This is a genomic window from Kribbella sp. NPDC026611 (assembly GCF_040638345.1).
Taxonomy (GTDB): domain Bacteria; phylum Actinomycetota; class Actinomycetes; order Propionibacteriales; family Kribbellaceae; genus Kribbella.
In genome coordinates this window covers 991,643-1,008,455 of sequence record NZ_JBEZYC010000002.1, presented here as the reverse complement: position 1 = coordinate 1,008,455, position 16,813 = coordinate 991,643, and the positions used below count along the sequence as shown (strand labels likewise).

Sequence of the window (16,813 nt, the reverse complement as noted above, 5' to 3'; positions counted from 1 at the left end):
TTCACCGCAGGGTACGGGCGAGGAAGCTGGTCACGGTGTCGGCGAGTTCGCCCGGAGCGGGCGTCTCGGTCGAGGCCGAGAGGGCGTGTCCGGTTCCCTCGACCGGAATGAACGTCACCGGTACGCCGGCCTGGGTGAGGCGCGTCGCGAGTTGCTGCGAGTGCCGGATCGGCATGTCCGTGTCCTCCTGCCCGTGCAGGATGAGGAACGGCGGCGCGCCCTCGGCGACCTGGTGGAGTGGGCTCAAGGCGCGGCGCGTGTTCTGGTCGCGGCCGAGGGCGAGACGCGCGACGGTGCGGGCGAATCCGCCCGAGTCGTTGAGATTGGTGAGGTCGGACGGGCCGAACATGTCGACGACGGCTTGGACGGTGCTCGGCTGCTCGCCGTACTGCGAAGTCGTGAAGTCTGGACTGAGCGCGAGCAGCGAGACGATCGTGCCGCCGGCGCTACTGCCCCAGACGCCGATATGGCTGCCGTCGATGCCGAGCTGGGTCGCGTGCGCGCGCAGGAACCGGACGGCGCACTTTGCGTCCTCGACGGGCGCCCGCCAATCCGACGCCGGCAGGAGCCGGTAGTCGATCGAGGCGACGGCGATCGCACGCGCGTTCAGTCGTTCTCGGACCGGCGTGAACAGTGCCTCGTCGTGGGCTGAGGACCACGGGCCGCGGAGGGTGCGGTTGCCCAGCATGAAGCCGCCGCCGTGGACGTAGAGCACGACTGGCTCGGGTCGCGATCCTGGTGGCCGGTAGAGATCCATCGCCAGCGGTAGGCCGTCGAGACGGCAGTACTCCATCGTGGTCGGCGTACCTTTGGCGATCGGGAGTGGGGATCCGTTGAAGCCGTTGCTGGCCGCGATCAGGCCCACGGCGGAGGCGATCAGGCTGAGCGCCACGATCGGCGCGGCGATCAGCCAACGCCACCAACCGGTGCGTCGCCTGATCAGCGAGCCGACCACTGCCAGGAGTTGTAGCGCGATCACGATCCGGCTGGTCAGGCCGACTGTGGCGTTCACCGGAAACCAAGGATCCGGCCCGACGCGCCCGACCTCCGTGACCAGCCATAGCAGCACGACCGCTCCCGCCGCGGCGGTGATCAGCCAGCGCCACCCCGGACGAATCATCACCGTCACTACGGCAACGAGCTCGGCGACAGCAAGTACCGACAGCAACACCGCCGCAGGGCTGCCGAGTCGCATGAGCTGCGGCAGACAGACCAGCACGACAAGCGCGGCACCCGCACCCGCGCAACAAGCGATCAGAAAACCAGCTCCACGACGATGCTCAGCTGAGGTAGACATACCAGCGAGTGTTCGCCGACATCCACGCCAGAGCATCCTCCCGGCGCAGCAAGGCACGGCCTCCACTACTACAACGGCGTACTCCACCGGTAGTACGCGTCGTCAGCGGGCTCCGTAGTCCGGGACCTGGATCTCGGCGCCACCCTGCAGGGCTGATTGGTGGGCACAGATCCCTGGAGCGGTCCAGGTCGCCGCGATGCGGGCGTCGACCCGGGGCGTGCGGCTCTCGCCGATGCTGGAGACGAACTCGTGGACGAGGTGCGGATGTGAGCCGCCGTGCCCGCCGCTGGTGAACGGGCGAAGAGCCTCGGGGAGCAGTTCGGGCGCGCCAGGCGGTCTGATGTCGGTCTCGGTCACGGCCCGTCCGCGGCGGCCCTCGGCGAGTGGTTGCAGCTGGAATTCCTTCATCGGGCCGCCCTCGAGCTGCGGCCACTCCAGAGCGCCTTCGTCGCCGTACACGGAGAACCCCTCGAGGTAGCTGCGGCCGAGCTGGAAGAACGACATCGTCACGTTGGCCACCAGGTCGGCACCCGCAAGCTTGAACAGAGCGGCCTCGGTACCAAATCCGTCGCCCGCGACACCGATGTGATCGGGAGTGAGCCGGCTGGAGCCGAGACAACGGACGGACTCGACCCGCGTGTCCGCCAACGCGAGCGCGGGGGACAGCGCGTGCGTGACGTAGTGCATCGGCGGGTATCCGCGCCAGTACTCCGGGAAGCCGTCGAGGTTCTGCAGATGATCACCCTTGAAGTAGCTGAGCCGGCCGAGCTTGCCGGTGTCCAGCAACTGCCTGGCGTGGAAGTACTCGCGGGAGTAGACCGCGGTCTCCATCATCATGTAGTTGCGCCGGGCATTGTCCTGGGCCGCGATTAGCACGTCGAGGTCTGCCAGGGTCGTTGCCATCGGCACCGCGGAGGCACAGTGCCGGCCCGACGTCAGGACCTGCTGGACCTGCTCGGCGTGAAACCGGACCGGCGTGAGCAGGTGTACGGCGTCCCAACCCGGGGCGGCCAGCGCCTCGTCCAGGCCGGCGAACCGCTCCGTGATCCCGAGCCGGTCCGCGACGGATGCCGTACGCGCCGGATCCGCGTCGACCACAGCCACCCGACCGACGTCCGGGTGCGCCTGGTAGATCGGCGCGAAGTCGGCGCCGAACCCGAGACCGACCACGATCACGTCAACGCTCATCGGAGCGGCACCTCCTCGGCGGAGTACGGCGGTCTGCCGCGCACGGTCACTTTGTCAAAGATAGGGTCGAAGTGCTCACAACCCGGCGAAAGGGCGCGAAGTGACCATGATCGTTGTTCCGGGGCTTGGCGGGTCCGGGCCGGATCACTGGCAGTCGTACTGGTTGCGAGAAGACCCGGACGGCGTCCGCGTCGAGCAGCGGGACTGGGACCAGCCGCGCCGCGACGAATGGGTCCCAGCGTTGGACGCTGCGGCGCGGCGCGCCACGGGCCCGGTCATCCTGGTCGCACACAGTCTCGGCTGCCATACCGTCGCGCACTGGGCCACGCAATACGACGACGTACCGGTCCGCGCGGCCCTCCTGGTCGCACCGCCCGACGTCGATCACTCGGTCGCCCAAGGTGCGCCGATCGCCGACTTCGGACTCATCCCGACGATCGCGTTGCCGTTCCCGACCGTCCTGGCGGCCAGCAGCAACGACCCGTGGGCGGAGTTGGCTTGGTCCCGGCTCCTCGCCAAGCGCTGGGGCGCCCGCTTCGTCGACCTCGGAAACGCCGGCCACGTCAACGCCGAAGCCGGCTTCGGCCCCTGGCCCGAAGGCAAGAAACTCCTCCAAGACCTCACCAACACCGCCAACCAACCGCCTCAGCCCTGAAGGAGCTCGGCGTAGCTTGAGCTCGAACCCGAGTGGAGGATGGGCATGATGCAGAACTCTTCGCGGTTCGATGGTTCTCAGGGGCCTCGGATCGTTCGTCCGGGCGATGGGGCGTTTGCCGAGCTGGGGGCTTGTGGCGCGCGGATGATGATTGCGGGGGAGGAGTCCGGGGGTGGGTTCTCGATGGTTGAGCATCCGATACCGCCGCGGCACCTCGCCGCCCCGGTCCATCGGCACCGCAACGAGGACGAATACAGCTATGTCCTCGAGGGCAGGCTCGGGGCGCTGCTGGGTGACGACGTGGTGTATGCCGAGCCTGGTGATCTGGTCTTCAAGCCGCGTGGGCAGTGGCACACGTTCTGGAACGCCGGGAAGGCGCCGTGCCGCATCCTGGAGCTGATCTCACCAGCGGGGTTCGAGCACTACTTCTTCGAGGCCGCCGCCGGAGAATCCCCGGAGGTGCTCGCGGCGCGCTACCGGAACGAGGTGGACACCGACCGCACGGGTGAGGTGTGCGCCCGCTTCGGGCTGACCTTCCCGCCGATCCCTGCTGGAGAAGTGCCCGGCTAGTGGGTGACTCGGTCGACGCGGTGGCCTTCTTCGTCGAAGATGTGGAGGCGGGCGGTGTCCACCGCGAAGGTCACTTTGGCGCCGGCCGTGAGTCCGGCGGCGGGGTCGACCTCCAGGACCAGGTCGGCACGGCGATGGGTGGGCTCAGCCGGCGGAGCCGCGGCTGCGTCCTTGGACTGCCGGAAAGCCTTGGTCAGTCGCCGGAGAGCTGAAACAGGCGCAGCCGGCTCCGAGTCGGGTACGGCGTGCTTCGTGTGCCGGCCGTCGTGCGTCGTCCGTTGCGATCGTCTGCGCGCAGCTGCGTCGACGCCGACCAGATCGGGGTTGACCATTTCGATCCCGCTCTCGACGTACGCGATCCATCGATCACCATGGAACTCGAGCGCTCGCAGCCGACCCGCCAGGCCGTCGACGCCGCCATCGGCGGACACGGTGAAGGCGTCGGAGCGGCCGCCGACGATGACCCGGATGCCGTCGTGTTTGCTCAGGATGATCGATCGGCGATCAATGGTCGGCAGGGCGATCGATTGACCACCGAGATCGAGGCTCACCCGGTGCCGGGCGGTCACCCGAACGGTCGCGGACATCAGATTGATCCGCGGCGTCCCCAGGAAGCCGGCCACGAAGGCCGTGGCCGGATCGCTGTAGACCTGTGCTGGTGTCCCCACGTCTTCGATCCGGCCGTCGCGCATGATGGCGATCCGGTCCGCCAGGGTGAGGGCCTCGACCTGGTCGTGCGTGACGTAGACGGTCGTGACGTTCAGATCGCGGGCCATCGCACCGATCTCCTGCCGCAACTCCGTCCGCATGGTCGCGTCGAGGTTCGACAGCGGCTCGTCCATCAGGAAGATCTGCGGCTCCCGGACGATCGCCCGGCCGATGGCGACCCGTTGCCGCTCGCCGCCGGACAATGTTCGCGGGAATCGGTCCAGCGCGGCACCGATCTTCAGGATCCGCGCCAGCCCGGAGACCTTCTCGTTGACCTCGACAGGGTCCTGCTTCGCGATCTGTAAAGGGAACTTGATGTTGTCGCGGGCCGTCCGGTTCGGGTACAGCGCACCGCTCTGGAAGACCAGCGCGATGCCCCGGTCCTTCGGCGCCAGACCCGACGCCCTCGTGCGTCCCAGCCATAGTTCGCCGTCGGTGAGCTCCTCCAGACCGGCGATCATTCGAAGCAAAGTGGTCTTGCCACAGCCCGACGGACCGAGCAGCACCATGAACTCGCCGGCCGCCACTTCCAGGGAGACCTTGTCCACGGCGAGGTGCCTGCTGTCGTACACCTTGGACACCGAATCCAGTCTGATCCCGGTCATAACCTTCCCCTCGCGGCTGCCAAAGGCGAGCTAACAGGTCCCGGCAGGAGATGTCCAGACCTCACGAAGCGCAACCAAACCCAGGTTGCCGCCAGCAAAGATCACGCCGCCCAGCGCCGTAGCGACCCCGGGCGACCCATCCGGTGGGGCTTGGGTGCCGAAGAAGGGGTGGTTGGTTCAGCAGAGGGAGGAAGAGTCATGAGTGAAGCCACACGCCGTGGGTTCCTGGTGTTTGCCGGGGTGGGTACGGCGGCCGCGGCCGGAGCGGTTGCGGGTTCGAGCATCTTCGGGGACAGATCCGTGGACGCCGTGGACGCAGCGGCCGGGATCGAGCCGGCCGACCTGGCCGGCGTGGAGTCGTTCGTCGTCCATGTCAAGGACGTGCGGAAGGGGGAGCTGGCGATCCTGGTCGGTGAGCGCGAAGTGCTGGTCACCGATCGCGAGCTCGCCGCCCGTCTTGCGGGCGTGACCACCACCGCCTGAGTCGCCGCAACCGGCACCGCGTTCCAGCGGTCCGGCCCAGCCCGGGCTCGCGTCCCGGCACCCCGCTCGAATCCCAGATCAGTGGAGGAACACCGCCATGTCTTCGCACCGCGAAGCGCCGGAGATCTCGAAGGACCCGGTCGCCGACAACACCGATGTGTACGCGTTCGTGTCCCCGGACAAGCCGGACACGGTCACGATCATCGCCAACTTCATCCCGTTCCAGAACCCGTACGGCGGGCCGAACTTCTACGAGTTCGGCGACGACGTGCTCTACCAGATCCACATCTCCAACAGCGGTACCGGCAAAGCCGACATCAGCTACCAGTTCCGGTTCCACGCCGAGATCCGGAACAAGCGGACCTTCCTGTACAACACCGGCCCGATCGCCTCGATCAAGGACCCGAACTGGAACCGCCCGCAGTTCTACTCGGTCACCCGCGTCCAGCACGGCCGGTCCCGCATCCTCGCCCGCGAGCTCGCCGCGCCCCCGGTCAACGTGGGAGTGCGCAGTACGCCGAACTACGCCAAGCTCGCGGGTCAGGCGATCCACACCATCGGCACCCACCGGAAGGTGTTCGCCGGCCAGCGCGCCGACGGGTTCTTCGCCGACCTCGGCAGCATCTTCGACCTCGGCACGCTCCGGCCGTTCCAGATGGCACACCTGATCCCGTCGGCGGCGGCGATGGGCGTCAACGGCCTGCAGGGTTCGAACGTGCACACGATCGCGCTGCAGGTGCCGATCAGCGACCTCACCCGCGACGGGCGGACGCCGAAGCACGTGCTCGACGCCCGGTCCGTGATCGGGGTCTACGCGACCGCGAGCCGGCGGCAGTCGCGGATCCTCGACGACGTCCTCGGCGTCCCGGTGTGGCACGGTCCGTACAAGCAGGTGTCGCGGCTCGGGAACCCACTGTTCAACGAGGTCATCGTGCCGATGGCCGAGAAGGACAAGTGGAACAGCCTCCCGCCGGACCAGGACAAGCGGTTCGCCGGGTATGTCACCAAGCCCGAGCTGGCTGGACTGCTCCCGGCGCTGTATCCGGGGGTCTTCCCGCGGCTGGCGGCGTACAAGAAGCCACGGGCGGACCTGGCGGCGATCCTGCTGACCGGGATCCCGAAGGGCATCGTCCCCGGGTTCCAGAACTACACCGGCCCGGTGCAGGCGGACATGCTGCGGCTGAACGTCGCCGTACCGCCGTCGAAGTCGCCGAACCCGCTCGGTCTGGTGGCCGGCGATGCAGCCGGCTTCCCGAACGGACGCCGGGTCTTCGACGACGTCGTCACCGTCGAGCTGCGCGCGGTCGCGGGGATCACCATTCCGTTGGTCGACCCAACGTTCAAGCCCGATGACGCCGCGGGTGCGATCAAGGACGGTACGTCGAACACCAACTCCGGCTACCTGAGCTGGTTCCCGTACCTCGGCACGCCGGCCGGCGGGTACTCGTCCAAGCCCGGCGTACCCGCGGTCTCGTGACCAGGCCACTCACCAACGCCGAGGAGAACCCGCACGCCGGCAAGGGATCCTCGGTACTGCTCGACATCGGGGACGGCGTCGGCGCGATCGTCCTCACCCTCCCGGCGGCGCTGGAGGACGCCGAGATCGAGCGCCGCCCCGCCGACGGCTCACCGCCGCCCCACCATCACCACGACGGCGCGAGCCACGCCCACTACCCGCATGTGGCGGTCGTTCCCCGCCCGTCACCCGTGGGCGAGACCGTCTATTCCGCCGTCTTCTTCGACGTACCCGAAGGCCGCTACCACCTGCACCTGCTCCCCGAAGGCCCGGTCCACCTCACAATCAATGTGCACAGCGGCCAGGTCACCGAAGCAACCTGGTAATCCCAAACCTAGAGGAATGAGCGGAGCGCACGGACCAGGTCCTTCGGATTGCGTTCGGCAATGTGGTGAGTGGATTTGATGCCGTAGCCGTCGACCTCGTGGCACCACGGGCGCCAGACGGCTACGACATCGCCGTAGATCTGTTCCATGTCGTCGTCGGTCGACCAGAGGGCCAGGGTAGGACAGGTGATGCGGCGGCCTTCGGAGCGGTCGACCTCGTCGTTGTAGCGGTCGATGGTGAGGCCGGCTCGATAGTCCTCGAGCATTGCGTGGACCGTGGCCGGGTTGCGGATCGCGGCCAGGAAATCGGCGTGGTTCTCGGGGCCGAGGGCCTGCGGTGAGTTGCTGGTCCACGCGTTGTACCAGGTCTCCGGGTCGGCGCAGATCACGCGTTCGGCCGGCTTCTCGCTCTGGGCGAAGAACCACCAGTGCCACCAGGCGGCGGCGAATTCGGCGCCGCAGCGTTCGAGCGCCTCGACGGCCGGGACGCTGTCCATGACGACGAGTTTGCTCACCCGGTCCGGATGGTCGAGCGCAGTCCGGTAGGCGACGTACGAGCCGCGGTCGTGGCCGGCGACGGCGAAGCTTTGATGACCGAGCGCGTCCATCAGACCGACGACGTCGAGGGCCATCGCACGTTTGGAGTACGGCGTGTGGTCGGCGTCGGTGACGGGCTTACCGGACTGGCCGTAGCCACGCAGGTCCGGACACACCACCGTGTACCCCGCCGCGGCGAGCTCCGGCGCGACGGCGTACCAGGTCGTGTGCGTGCGGGGATGGCCGTGGAGCAGTACGACGGCGGGTCCGCTGCCGCCGTACCGGACCCGGATGCTTTGACCGTCGACGTCGAGTTGTTTCAGCGTGAAGTCCTCGAACACGTCCGGCCGGTACCCATCCCGAACCATTGGGCACTGGTACGACCATGGACCATCAAGTGCGGGTGATGACATGGAACGTGTGGTGGCGGTTCGGGCCGCGATGGCGCGAGCGGCAACCGGGGATCCAGGCAACGATCGAGCGGTTCACGCCTGACCTGCTGGCGTTGCAGGAGGCGTGGAGCGCGGACGGGCGGACGCAGGCGGACGAGTTGGCCGACGCGTTGGGGTACCACGCGGCGTTCGCGGCGCCGTCGTACCCAGTCTCGCCGGACGCCCGGGTCGAGCTGGGTGTGGCTCTGGTGAGCCGCTGGCCGATCCTGCAGCAGGAGGCGGTCGTGATGCCGGCTCGGCATCGGGCCTGGGATCCGGTGATCCTGTCCGCGGTGGTCGAGCATCCGGCCGGCCCGCTGCCGATCCAGGTGGCATGCCTCGAGCACGCCGTGACCTACAGCGATGATCGCCAGGCCCAGGCTGCGCTGCTCGCCGACCTCGCGACCGACCCCAAGACGGACGGCCCGTGCCCGTCGCTGGCCGTCGGCGATCTCAACGCGGCCGCGGACAGCGCCGTACTGCGGCCGCTGCGCGACGTACTCGTTGACGCGTGGACCGCCGGCGGAGGTGCCGCGGACGCGGTGACGCTGCCGTCAACGCATCCGTCGGCGCCTTTGGAAGCGGGACCGGAGCTGGTCGATCAGCGCATCGACCACATCTTCTTCCGCCCAGGTCACGAGGACCAACTGGTCAACGTCGAGTCGGCGTTCATCGCCGGCGACGCGGTCGACGGCGTCTTCCCGTCGGATCATCGCGCCGTCATCTGCGACTTCCGCTGGCACGACCGGTAGACCCGGTCACACCCGGCGGCCCTCGCCTGTCTTCCTGGTATGGACTTGCGATTGAGGGACCGGACCGCCGTTGTCACGGGTGGGTCGTCGGGAATCGGGCTGGCTACGGTGCGGCTGCTGCTGGCCGAGGGGGTCAACGTAGTGAGTTGTTCGCGCGGCCGCGACCGGCTGGAGGCGTCCGTGCAGCAACTCGAGGACGAAGGCTTGCCGGTGGAGCGGCTGACGACGGTGGTCTGCGATGTCACCGACGCGCAGGCTGTCGAGGAGCTGGCGGGTCACGTCCGCGATCGGTTCGGTGCGCTGGACATTCTGGTGAACAACGCCGGGCAGGGGCGGTTCGGCCGGTTCACCAGTACGACGGACGACGACTGGCAGGCGGAGCTGCACCTGAAGTACTTCTCGGTCATCCGGCCGACTCGCGCCCTGTTGCCGCTGCTCCAGGCGAGCGATGCCGGCTCGATCGTGGTCGTGAACTCGTTGTGGGCGCGGGAGCCCGATCCCGAGATGGTCGCGACCTCGGCGGCGCGCGCCGGCGTACTCAACCTCGTCAAGACGATGAGCCGGGAGTTCGCGCCGACGGTGCGCGTCAACACCGTCCTGATCGGCACCGTCCGCAGCGGTCAATGGCACCGCCGGTATGCCGCCTTGCCGAATCCGGAGCAGAGCGAGGCGGACTGGTTGATCGGCGTCGCCCGTGACAAGGGGATCCCGATGGATCGCGTCGGCGAGCCGGACGAGGCCGCGGCGGCCATTGTGTTTCTGAGTTCGCCGGTGGCGGGATTCACGACCGGAGCGAGGCTCGAGGTGACCGGCGGGGTGGCTCGCGCCGTCTGAGTCACGCCTTCTTCTTGTGTGGATGGGCCTTGGTCTTCTGGTGGCCTTTGGCGGCTGACGTCTTCACCTGAGGGCGGGGCTTGGTCGAGGTGACGCGCGGGCGAGTGTTGGCCGGTTCCTGCGCGGACGTTGGGTGCGTGGTCCGCGGCGCGGTCGTCTGGCGGACCGGTGTGGGGTGCGGAGACGTCGGCACGACCGGGTCGATCTTCGCGGGGAGGTTGTCCGTGGCCGGGAGTGGTACGTCGGTCTTGTCGAGGAGGATGCCTAAGGTCGTTGCCATCGCAACGGCGAGCGTCGCTCCGGCGGCCGTCACCACCTGCCGCCGGGACAGGCGCTGTCGTATCGGAGCGATGTGTACGGCGGTGTCCGCGGCGACCGGTGGCGTTTCACCGTCCGCTACCTGCTGCGCGGTCGGCCGCTGCGCCGGGTCCTTCTCGAGCATCCAGAAGAGGAGGCCCTCGAGGTCCGGGCAGATGGCCGCTCGCAGTTCGCTGAGTCGCGCCGGTTCCGCCTGGAGGTGTTGGTACATGACAGCAGCCGGCTCGTCGCCCACGAACGGTGGCTTGCCGGTGAGCATTTGGTACAGGACGCAGCCCAGCGCGTAGACGTCGGAGGAAGCCTGGGCGGGCTTGCCGGTAATGCGTTCGGGGGCCAGGTAGTGGCTGGAGCCGACGATCTGGCCGGTCGACGTGAGCGTCGTCGTACTGTCCTGCAGGAGCCGGACGATGCCGAAGTCGGTGATCTTCAGCTGTCCGTCCGCGGACAGGAGCAGGTTGCCGGGTTTGATGTCGCGGTGCACGACGCCGCAGCGATGCGCCGCGGCGAGCCCGCCGGCCGCCTGCCGGATCAGGTCGAGGGCTCGCTCCGGCGGAAAGGGCCCGTACTCACGCAGCGCCTCACTGACCGTCGGGCCCTCGACGAGCTCCATCGCGAGGTAGAAGCCGTCGCCGTGCGGGCCGAAGTCGTACGCCGCCACCACGTGCGGATCGGTGATCTTCGCGGCGGCCCGCGCCTCGCGCCGGAAGCGTTCCTCGCTCGCGAGCGTGTCCACCACGGGCAGCATCACCTTGACCGCGACCGGCCGGCCCAGCAGCTCGTCCGTCGCGCGGTACACCTCGCCCATCCCGCCACGGCCCAGCCGGACGCCCAGGCGATACCGCCCGGCGATCACCGTAGGCTCCACGTCGCGATCAATCACACCAGAGCCGTACCCACGGCCGAAACCGTCAGCGGGGGAGTTTGCGGGTGGCGATCAGGACCTCGGCGACATCGCGGAGCTTGGTGTTGGTGGTCTGGGAGTAGCGCTTGAGGATCTCGAACGCGCGGTCGCTGTCGACGTCGAAGCGCTCCATCAGGATCCCCATCGCCTGGCCGACGAGCTTGCGGGCATCCACGGCCGCGGCCAGGCTCTCTTCGCGGCGCGCGGTCGCCAGGGCCACCGAGACATGGCGAGCCAGGATGTCCGCGATCGCTTCGTCGTCAGCGCTGAATCCGTTCGGGACCCGGCTGTACAGCCCGAGCACGCCGACCGTGGGCGAGTCTCCGCGGACGTGCAACGGGACGTCGAGCACGCTGCGGACGCCGAGACTCGCGACCTTCGCCGCCCACTCGGGCCAGCGCTTGTCCGTCGTCGTGTCGCGGATCAGCAGCATGGACCGGTCCCGCAGGGAGGCAATCAACGGACCGTCATGCTTGTCGAGCTGCACCTGGAAGATCTCGGCCACCACCGGGTCGGTGACGGCGGGGATCTCGGGCTGCCGGCCGCGGGTGTTCAGCGCGACGCCGGCGTAGCTGCAGTCGAGCGCCTGCAGCGCGAAGCGCACCACCGCTTCGACGGTCTCCTCGACACCGTCGGCCTGGTGCATCTCGACCGCCAGCCGCGCGAAGACGTCGGCCTGGGTGGTCTCGGCCGGATCGAGAGTCGGTAACGAGCTGTCGACCGGATCGGTCGGCGGCGGGATCGGGGTCGCATGCGTCATCGTTCTCCTCCTGTACGTCTGACGCGTGATTCACACACCGGGGTTGGTTCAACTCGCGTGACGGTTGTAGCATGTCAACGAACCGATGACAAGATTTGTCGTCATCAACTGGATGACGGGTGATGTGATTGACGAACGACGGACTCTTCGACGGACTCGAGCTGCTCGAGCAGCCGGGGTCGCTGCAGTCGGCGGACGCGGAGCAGCTGCTGGTTGCGCTGGGCGCGCTGAGTCGCGTGCGGCGGAGCCTCGACCACTGGGAGCCGGTGCTCATCGACGCGGCGCGGGCGCACGGCCTGACGTGGGCGCAGATCGCTCCGGCGCTCGGGGTGGGTAGTCGCCAGGCCGCCGAGCGGCGGTACCTGCGGCTCAAGCCGCAGGCCGTGGACGAACCAGGCATGACTCGGGAGGAGCGCGTCGACGCGACCCGCAACCAGCGTTCGGCTGATCGGGCGGTCGCCGACTGGGCGCGCGGCAACGCGGCGACCCTGCGGCAGCTCGCCGGCCAGGTTGCGGCGCTTCCGGTCGATGCGTTGGCAGCCGAAGCCCGCGTGGTCATCGAGCGGATCCGGAAGGTGCTCGGCAGCGACGACGTCGCGGAGCTGATCCAACCGTTGTCCGACGTGGCCCGGTCGTTGCGTGCCGGTCATGCGCGGCTGGCCGGTGAGATCAGCTTGCTGGTCGAGACCACGGACGAGATCCGCGACAGCGACCTCAGCCGCCGTACCACCGCGGCGGCGCCGTAGCTCAGGACCCGGAGGTCAGGACACAGCGGCCCGCTCGTGCGGGAGGTTGCGCAGGCGCGTTTCCAGGAAGCGGACGAGGGCGCGGTCCTGCGTGGGCTGATCGCCTTCCCAGATCTGGTGGACGAGGACGTCCGCGATCTTGCCGACCGGAGTGTGCGCCTCCGTCGACCACGTCCGGAGCAGCTCGTCGCAGGCGACGGCATCGAGACCGAACGACGTGGTCAGCATCAGTCTGGCTTCCTTGACGCAGGTGGCCTGCTGCATGACGGCCCTCTTTCACAGTCCGCGGCGATCCGATCGCAGGCTGTTGGTCCAACCGTTCGGCGTCGCCGTACTCTTCTCGGTGCCCTAGATCGCGGTGAAGCATGCTCGGGTGAGGGATGCGTTGGAGGTGATGCGGGTACCAACGCGCGGTGAGGCAAGCTGACGACGGCTTCGGGAGCGGCTCGGATGGTGATGGCTTGGCGGTTCGGGCTGGTCGATGCCGCGGCCGTTACCGATGTCATCCGCGACCCGGCGCTGCTCGCGCAGTGGATGGTCGGCGTACCGGAGCGGCTGCACGCCGACCTGAGGTGGCCGGCGGCCGGCAGCTTCGTCCAGCGGTACGACGGTCAGGAGACGCGCGGGCGGCACAAGTACAACCGGCACCTGATCGTCGCGATCGTCGAGACCTGGACGCCGGATGTCGAGCTGGTCTGCCGTCTGCGCAGCGGACTGGGCGGATGGGTGCGACTGGCGATCGCGCTCCAGCCGCGGCCGGGCGGCTGCCTGATCGAGGTCCGCTCTGAGCCCCTGACCGCCACCGCCCGCCTGCGTTACGCCGGCCCGGCCCAGTCCCGCGCCGAGGACCGCTGCGGAGCAGTAGCTGAAGGCCTGATCAACCTCGCCAGAGCCTCGAACCCCGACCCGGAGTAGAGGAGTAGTCGGCGGGCACCGGGTGGTCTATGAGTGAGTGCTGCCTGTGGCCGGGGTTCGGCTGATGAATCCGTTGGATCCGAACAGTCTGCTGACGCATCTGGGGCCGTGGGCGGTGCTGCTGGCGATGTTTGCCGAGACCGGGTTGCTGATCGGCATTGTGCTGCCGGGTGACTCGCTGCTGTTCACTGCCGGGTTGTTGACGACCACCGGTGTCCATCTGTCGTTGACTTGGACCTTGATCCTGGCTCCGCTGGGTGCGTTGGCGGGAGCGCAGGTGGGTTACCTGATCGGCCGGCGGGCCGGGCCTTCGCTGGTCGAGAACCCGCACCGGCCGCGGCTCGCGAAGACGGCTGAGCGGGCCAAGCACCAGCTGGAGTCGTACGGCGTCGGTCGCGCGGTCGTCCTCGCCCGGTTCATCCCGGCCGTCCGGACCGTGATGAATCCGCTCGCCGGCGCGCTGCGGGTCGACGCCAAGGTCTTCACCCAGTGGCAGATCATCGGCGGCCTGGTGTGGACCATCGGCGTGGTCCTGGCCGGCCACGCGCTGGGCAGCCGGATCCCGAACATCGACCACTATCTGCTGCCGATCATCGCGATCATCGTGGTGGTGTCGCTGATCCCCGTCGCGATCGAGGTCATTAAGCAGCGCCGACGCTAGGGCCGGGCCAGCGGAGTGGTGGCCGGGCCGTCCAGCACCGCGCCGGTGGGCGAGAAGCGCGAGCCGTGGCAGTTGCAGTCCCAGGTGGTGTCGGCCTGGTTCCAGCGGAGTGGGCAGCCGAGGTGCGTGCAGACCGGTACGACGGTGTGCAGCGTGCCGTCGTGGTCGCAGTACCCGCCGACCGTTGTGCCGTCGAGGTTGAAAAGGCCGCCCTCGCCGACCTCCAGGTGATCGAGCCCGTGCGCGAGGAAGCGGCGGAGATGGCCGGTGGCGAACTCCTTGCCGACCTTGAGGTTGTCCGTCACCAGTTTCGCGACCGCGTGCGCGTCACCGATCCGGCCGGCGGCGTACAGCTCGCTCGACGCGTTCGGGCGGTCCAGGATCGTGTCCCGAAGGATGCCGGCGGCAACAGTTCCGTTGGTGAGACCCCACTTGTGCATGCCGGTGGCAACGAGGACGGGTGAGCCGGGCGCCTTGCCGACGTACGGGAGCTGGTCGGGCGTGCTGTAGTCCTCGGCCGACCAGCGGTACTCCGGTTGCACCTTCGCGTCCCAGACTTCGTTGACCCAGTCGACGAGGCCTTGGTAGGCGGCGTCGGTGTCTTCGTTGGCCCCGGTCTCGTGGCCGCCGCCGACGACGATCAGGCCGCTCGGGCCGCCGCCTGGCCAGGGCCGGGTCGAGTGGACCGGGTCGTCGGCGGAGATCGTCATCGTCGTCGGCGCCTGGACCGGCAGCTGGACGGCGATTCCGTGCGACTGGTTCGGGCGGGTCCGGGCGAAGTACCCGCCGAGGATGCCGATCGGGAGGAGCGTCGCGACGACCGTGTGCTCGGCACGGACTCGCGATCCGGTCGCGGTGTGCGCCTCGGTGCCGTCCAGCTTGGTTACGCGCGTCTGCTCGAAGATCTGGCCGCCTGCTTGCGTGAATGCGTCGGCGAGGCCGGCCAGGTAGCGAGCTGGGTGCAGGAGGACTTGATCGTCGAACCGTACGGCGGCTGCCGCGTCGACCGGGAAGTCGAGTTCCTCGGGTCCGACGAGGTGCGCGGGCAGGCCGAGCTGTTCGGCGGCGTCCGCTTCCCGCTGCAGCTTGGCAGCGTCGGTCGAATAGACGAACGACGGCGTACGGCGAAGCTCGCAGTCGATGCCGAGTCGTTGAACGAGCTGCTCGACGTCGTCAACGGCCCGCTGGTTGGCGGTCGCGTACTGCAGAGCTTTCTCGTGGCCGTGGCGCTGCAGCAGATCGGCGTACAAAGCCCCGTGCTGCGAGGTGACCTTGCCGGTCGTGTTCCCGCTCGTCCGCCCGCCGATGCGGCCACCCTCCAGCAGCACGACGGCGAGCCCCTCTTGCTGCAGGTAGAGCGCGGTCGTCAGCCCGATCAGCCCACCACCGACCACGAGTACCTCAGCGTCGCGATCAGCAGGCAGGACGTCGTACTGCGGCATGGTCGCGGACGCCAACCAGACCGATTCGTGAGTCGTCATGCCCCGTCGGTACCCGGATCGGGGCCGGACTCACCGGTGCTTGGCACGGACGGCGGCGGCCAGTTCGGACTTGGTCATGGCTGAGCGGCCCTTGATGTCGAGGCGTTGGGCCTCGGCGTACAGCTCGTCCTTGGTCTTTTCGGGCTGGGCGGGGGGCCGGGTGCCGCTGCGGCGGCCGGCCATCGCGTCGGTGCGGGGTTCGGTGTCGGCGGTGGTGAACTTCTCGGCGAGGTCCTTGAGACCACCCGTCAGGTTGCCCACTTGCTTCTCCAGCTTGTCGCCCAGGGATTTCTTGGCCATGGTCACTCCTTCATGAGGTTTCGAGGTCGTCGGGCAGGAAGACGTTGAGCAACCAGCTCACGACGGTGATGATCAGCGAACCGATCAAGGCAGGCCAGAAGCCGCTGACGTGGAACGCGAGATTGAGTGCGCCGCTGATCCAGGACGTGAGCAGGAGCATCAGCGCGTTGATGACGAAGATCAGCAGTCCCAGCGTCAGCACGATGAACGGCAACGAGAGCAGCTTGGCGAGGGGCTTCACGAACGAGTTGATCACCGCGAAGATCGCGGCGACGACGAGCAGCGTCACGACCCGCGCGGTCGTGCTCGAGCCGCGCAGGGTGATGCCGGCCAGCAACCAGGTGGCCACCGCGAGTGCGATCGCGTTGACGACGAGTTTCACCACGAGTCTCATGACGTCCCCTCAGTGGCCGACTCAGTGGCCGGCGACGGACGACCGCAATCGGTGGGTCCGCTTGCGGACCTTCTTCTTGGTCCGGTTCGCCTGCTTGCCGAGGTCTTTCTTGGCCCGGTGCGCTTTCTTGCCCAGGTCCTTCGTGGTTTGCCTGGCGGCCGTGCCGACGTCTTTCGGGCGCGGCAGGAAGAGCTTCACGCCTTTCATATACAGCCGGAAGCCGACGGCGAACAGCGGAATCCCTACCGGGAGCAGCAGGATCGTCACGCAGAGAATCAGCGCGACCAGCATGAGCAGGGTAGCCACGAGAAAGATCCCGGCGCCGCCGAATCCGCGCAGTACTCGCATTTCCTTCACCACCAAGTGCCAGAAAAACTTCGGGTACCCGGCAATTCCGGCAGCAAACTCAGCATTTGCTTGCTTCATACGACCATT

21 protein-coding genes are annotated in these 16,813 nt (G+C 68.2%); 10 read left to right on the top strand and 11 right to left on the bottom strand.

The annotated features are described in order from the left end of the window. Position 1: 1 nt before the first annotated feature. Both AB0E69_RS10835 and AB0E69_RS10830 read right to left on the bottom strand, forming a co-directional pair. Positions 2 to 1,297, bottom strand: coding sequence for an alpha/beta hydrolase (locus AB0E69_RS10835; protein WP_360142608.1), 1,296 nt, complete (start codon positions 1,295 to 1,297; stop codon positions 2 to 4). 102 nt (positions 1,298 to 1,399) lie between these two features. Then, the gene (locus tag AB0E69_RS10830; protein ID WP_360142606.1) at positions 1,400 to 2,485 is read right to left on the bottom strand and encodes a Gfo/Idh/MocA family oxidoreductase; all 1,086 of its coding nucleotides are present in this window, start codon (positions 2,483 to 2,485) and stop codon (positions 1,400 to 1,402) included. 106 nt (positions 2,486 to 2,591) lie between these two features. Here AB0E69_RS10830 and AB0E69_RS10825 point away from each other — a divergent pair, with 106 nt between their 5' ends. Both AB0E69_RS10825 and AB0E69_RS10820 read left to right on the top strand, forming a co-directional pair. Continuing rightward, positions 2,592 to 3,140 carry an alpha/beta hydrolase gene (locus tag AB0E69_RS10825; protein ID WP_360142604.1) on the top strand — a complete coding sequence of 183 codons (549 nt, stop codon included), beginning with the start codon at positions 2,592 to 2,594 and terminating at the stop codon, positions 3,138 to 3,140. Positions 3,141 to 3,323: 183 nt separating this feature from the next. Then, on the top strand, positions 3,324 to 3,710 hold the full coding sequence (locus AB0E69_RS10820) for a cupin domain-containing protein (RefSeq protein ID WP_360142602.1): 387 nt from the start codon (positions 3,324 to 3,326) through the stop codon (positions 3,708 to 3,710). Here the strand turns inward: AB0E69_RS10820 and AB0E69_RS10815 are convergent. After that, positions 3,707 to 5,023 carry an ABC transporter ATP-binding protein gene (locus AB0E69_RS10815; RefSeq protein WP_360142600.1) on the bottom strand — a complete coding sequence of 439 codons (1,317 nt, stop codon included), beginning with the start codon at positions 5,021 to 5,023 and terminating at the stop codon, positions 3,707 to 3,709. The two genes, AB0E69_RS10820 and AB0E69_RS10815, sit on opposite strands and share 4 nt — an antisense overlap. A 198-nt stretch (positions 5,024 to 5,221) precedes the next feature. Between AB0E69_RS10815 and AB0E69_RS10810 the strand changes: the two genes are divergently transcribed. From AB0E69_RS10810 to AB0E69_RS10800, 3 genes are all read left to right on the top strand, one after another. Further along, complete coding sequence (locus AB0E69_RS10810) at positions 5,222 to 5,506, top strand: twin-arginine translocation signal domain-containing protein (protein WP_360142598.1); 285 nt, start codon at positions 5,222 to 5,224, stop codon at positions 5,504 to 5,506. Positions 5,507 to 5,603: 97 nt separating this feature from the next. Continuing rightward, complete coding sequence (locus AB0E69_RS10805; protein WP_360142596.1) at positions 5,604 to 6,983, top strand: DUF4331 domain-containing protein; 1,380 nt, start codon at positions 5,604 to 5,606, stop codon at positions 6,981 to 6,983. Next, entirely contained in the window at positions 6,980 to 7,348 is a 369-nt protein-coding gene (locus AB0E69_RS10800; RefSeq protein ID WP_360142594.1) for a hypothetical protein, read from the top strand. Before AB0E69_RS10805 ends, AB0E69_RS10800 begins: the two co-directional genes overlap by 4 nt. A gap of 8 nt (positions 7,349 to 7,356) precedes the next feature. On the opposite strand, the gene AB0E69_RS10795 is transcribed toward AB0E69_RS10800, so the two are convergent. Beyond that, the gene (locus AB0E69_RS10795) at positions 7,357 to 8,253 is read right to left on the bottom strand and encodes an alpha/beta hydrolase (RefSeq protein WP_360142592.1); all 897 of its coding nucleotides are present in this window, start codon (positions 8,251 to 8,253) and stop codon (positions 7,357 to 7,359) included. A 38-nt stretch (positions 8,254 to 8,291) separates the two neighbouring features. On the opposite strand from AB0E69_RS10795, the gene AB0E69_RS10790 reads away from it, so the two are divergent. Continuing rightward, complete coding sequence (locus AB0E69_RS10790; protein WP_360142590.1) at positions 8,292 to 9,068, top strand: endonuclease/exonuclease/phosphatase family protein; 777 nt, start codon at positions 8,292 to 8,294, stop codon at positions 9,066 to 9,068. Between the two features lie 39 nt (positions 9,069 to 9,107). Continuing rightward, a complete protein-coding gene (locus AB0E69_RS10785; RefSeq protein WP_360142588.1) occupies positions 9,108 to 9,902 on the top strand; it encodes an SDR family oxidoreductase in 795 nt (264 codons plus the stop codon). A 1-nt stretch (position 9,903) separates the two neighbouring features. Here the strand turns inward: AB0E69_RS10785 and AB0E69_RS10780 are convergent, their stop codons facing one another. Both AB0E69_RS10780 and AB0E69_RS10775 read right to left on the bottom strand, forming a co-directional pair. Next, positions 9,904 to 11,085, bottom strand: a complete 1,182-nt coding sequence (locus tag AB0E69_RS10780; RefSeq protein WP_360142586.1) for a serine/threonine-protein kinase — start codon at positions 11,083 to 11,085, stop codon at positions 9,904 to 9,906. Positions 11,086 to 11,128: 43 nt separating this feature from the next. Beyond that, positions 11,129 to 11,881, bottom strand: a complete 753-nt coding sequence (locus AB0E69_RS10775) for a GAF and ANTAR domain-containing protein (protein WP_360142584.1) — start codon at positions 11,879 to 11,881, stop codon at positions 11,129 to 11,131. A 128-nt stretch (positions 11,882 to 12,009) separates the two neighbouring features. Between AB0E69_RS10775 and AB0E69_RS10770 the strand changes: the two genes are divergently transcribed. Further along, positions 12,010 to 12,627: a hypothetical protein gene (locus AB0E69_RS10770; protein ID WP_360142582.1), complete on the top strand. Its 618-nt coding sequence runs from the start codon at positions 12,010 to 12,012 to the stop codon at positions 12,625 to 12,627. 15 nt (positions 12,628 to 12,642) lie between these two features. Here the strand turns inward: AB0E69_RS10770 and AB0E69_RS10765 are convergent, their stop codons facing one another. After that, entirely contained in the window at positions 12,643 to 12,891 is a 249-nt protein-coding gene (locus AB0E69_RS10765) for a hypothetical protein (protein ID WP_360142580.1), read from the bottom strand. A gap of 186 nt (positions 12,892 to 13,077) precedes the next feature. Here AB0E69_RS10765 and AB0E69_RS10760 point away from each other — a divergent pair, with 186 nt between their 5' ends. Together AB0E69_RS10760 and AB0E69_RS10755 are read left to right on the top strand one after the other, a co-directional pair. Continuing rightward, complete coding sequence (locus tag AB0E69_RS10760; protein WP_360142578.1) at positions 13,078 to 13,542, top strand: hypothetical protein; 465 nt, start codon at positions 13,078 to 13,080, stop codon at positions 13,540 to 13,542. 64 nt (positions 13,543 to 13,606) lie between these two features. Continuing rightward, a complete protein-coding gene (locus AB0E69_RS10755) occupies positions 13,607 to 14,203 on the top strand; it encodes a DedA family protein (RefSeq protein WP_360142576.1) in 597 nt (198 codons plus the stop codon). On the opposite strand, the gene AB0E69_RS10750 is transcribed toward AB0E69_RS10755, so the two are convergent. The 4 genes from AB0E69_RS10750 to AB0E69_RS10735 are packed head-to-tail and all read right to left on the bottom strand — an operon-like array spanning position 14,200 to position 16,804. Next, positions 14,200 to 15,684 (bottom strand): FAD-dependent oxidoreductase, encoded by a 1,485-nt coding sequence (locus AB0E69_RS10750; RefSeq protein WP_360142574.1) that lies wholly within the window; start codon positions 15,682 to 15,684, stop codon positions 14,200 to 14,202. The two genes, AB0E69_RS10755 and AB0E69_RS10750, sit on opposite strands and share 4 nt — an antisense overlap. Positions 15,685 to 15,714: 30 nt before the next feature. Beyond that, complete coding sequence (locus AB0E69_RS10745; RefSeq protein ID WP_360142572.1) at positions 15,715 to 15,984, bottom strand: Rho termination factor N-terminal domain-containing protein; 270 nt, start codon at positions 15,982 to 15,984, stop codon at positions 15,715 to 15,717. 10 nt (positions 15,985 to 15,994) lie between these two features. Then, positions 15,995 to 16,378, bottom strand: a complete 384-nt coding sequence (locus tag AB0E69_RS10740; protein WP_360142570.1) for a phage holin family protein — start codon at positions 16,376 to 16,378, stop codon at positions 15,995 to 15,997. 21 nt (positions 16,379 to 16,399) lie between these two features. Further along, positions 16,400 to 16,804 (bottom strand): hypothetical protein, encoded by a 405-nt coding sequence (locus AB0E69_RS10735; protein ID WP_360142568.1) that lies wholly within the window; start codon positions 16,802 to 16,804, stop codon positions 16,400 to 16,402. Positions 16,805 to 16,813 lie beyond the last annotated feature (9 nt).

Coding starts and splice junctions, on each gene's coding strand:
- AB0E69_RS10760 (WP_360142578.1), top strand. CDS start 13,078: ATGGTGATGGCTTGGCGGTTCGGGCTGGTCGATGCCGCGGCCGTTACC.
- AB0E69_RS10790 (WP_360142590.1), top strand. CDS start 8,292: ATGACATGGAACGTGTGGTGGCGGTTCGGGCCGCGATGGCGCGAGCGG.
- AB0E69_RS10775 (WP_360142584.1), bottom strand. CDS start 11,881: ATGACGCATGCGACCCCGATCCCGCCGCCGACCGATCCGGTCGACAGC.
- AB0E69_RS10810 (WP_360142598.1), top strand. CDS start 5,222: ATGAGTGAAGCCACACGCCGTGGGTTCCTGGTGTTTGCCGGGGTGGGT.
- AB0E69_RS10830 (WP_360142606.1), bottom strand. CDS start 2,485: ATGAGCGTTGACGTGATCGTGGTCGGTCTCGGGTTCGGCGCCGACTTC.
- AB0E69_RS10745 (WP_360142572.1), bottom strand. CDS start 15,984: ATGGCCAAGAAATCCCTGGGCGACAAGCTGGAGAAGCAAGTGGGCAAC.
- AB0E69_RS10765 (WP_360142580.1), bottom strand. CDS start 12,891: ATGCAGCAGGCCACCTGCGTCAAGGAAGCCAGACTGATGCTGACCACG.
- AB0E69_RS10795 (WP_360142592.1), bottom strand. CDS start 8,253: ATGGTTCGGGATGGGTACCGGCCGGACGTGTTCGAGGACTTCACGCTG.
- AB0E69_RS10820 (WP_360142602.1), top strand. CDS start 3,324: ATGGTTGAGCATCCGATACCGCCGCGGCACCTCGCCGCCCCGGTCCAT.
- AB0E69_RS10750 (WP_360142574.1), bottom strand. CDS start 15,684: ATGACGACTCACGAATCGGTCTGGTTGGCGTCCGCGACCATGCCGCAG.
- AB0E69_RS10815 (WP_360142600.1), bottom strand. CDS start 5,023: ATGACCGGGATCAGACTGGATTCGGTGTCCAAGGTGTACGACAGCAGG.
- AB0E69_RS10755 (WP_360142576.1), top strand. CDS start 13,607: ATGAATCCGTTGGATCCGAACAGTCTGCTGACGCATCTGGGGCCGTGG.
- AB0E69_RS10825 (WP_360142604.1), top strand. CDS start 2,592: ATGATCGTTGTTCCGGGGCTTGGCGGGTCCGGGCCGGATCACTGGCAG.
- AB0E69_RS10740 (WP_360142570.1), bottom strand. CDS start 16,378: ATGAGACTCGTGGTGAAACTCGTCGTCAACGCGATCGCACTCGCGGTG.
- AB0E69_RS10805 (WP_360142596.1), top strand. CDS start 5,604: ATGTCTTCGCACCGCGAAGCGCCGGAGATCTCGAAGGACCCGGTCGCC.
- AB0E69_RS10735 (WP_360142568.1), bottom strand. CDS start 16,804: ATGAAGCAAGCAAATGCTGAGTTTGCTGCCGGAATTGCCGGGTACCCG.
- AB0E69_RS10785 (WP_360142588.1), top strand. CDS start 9,108: ATGGACTTGCGATTGAGGGACCGGACCGCCGTTGTCACGGGTGGGTCG.
- AB0E69_RS10835 (WP_360142608.1), bottom strand. CDS start 1,297: ATGTCTACCTCAGCTGAGCATCGTCGTGGAGCTGGTTTTCTGATCGCT.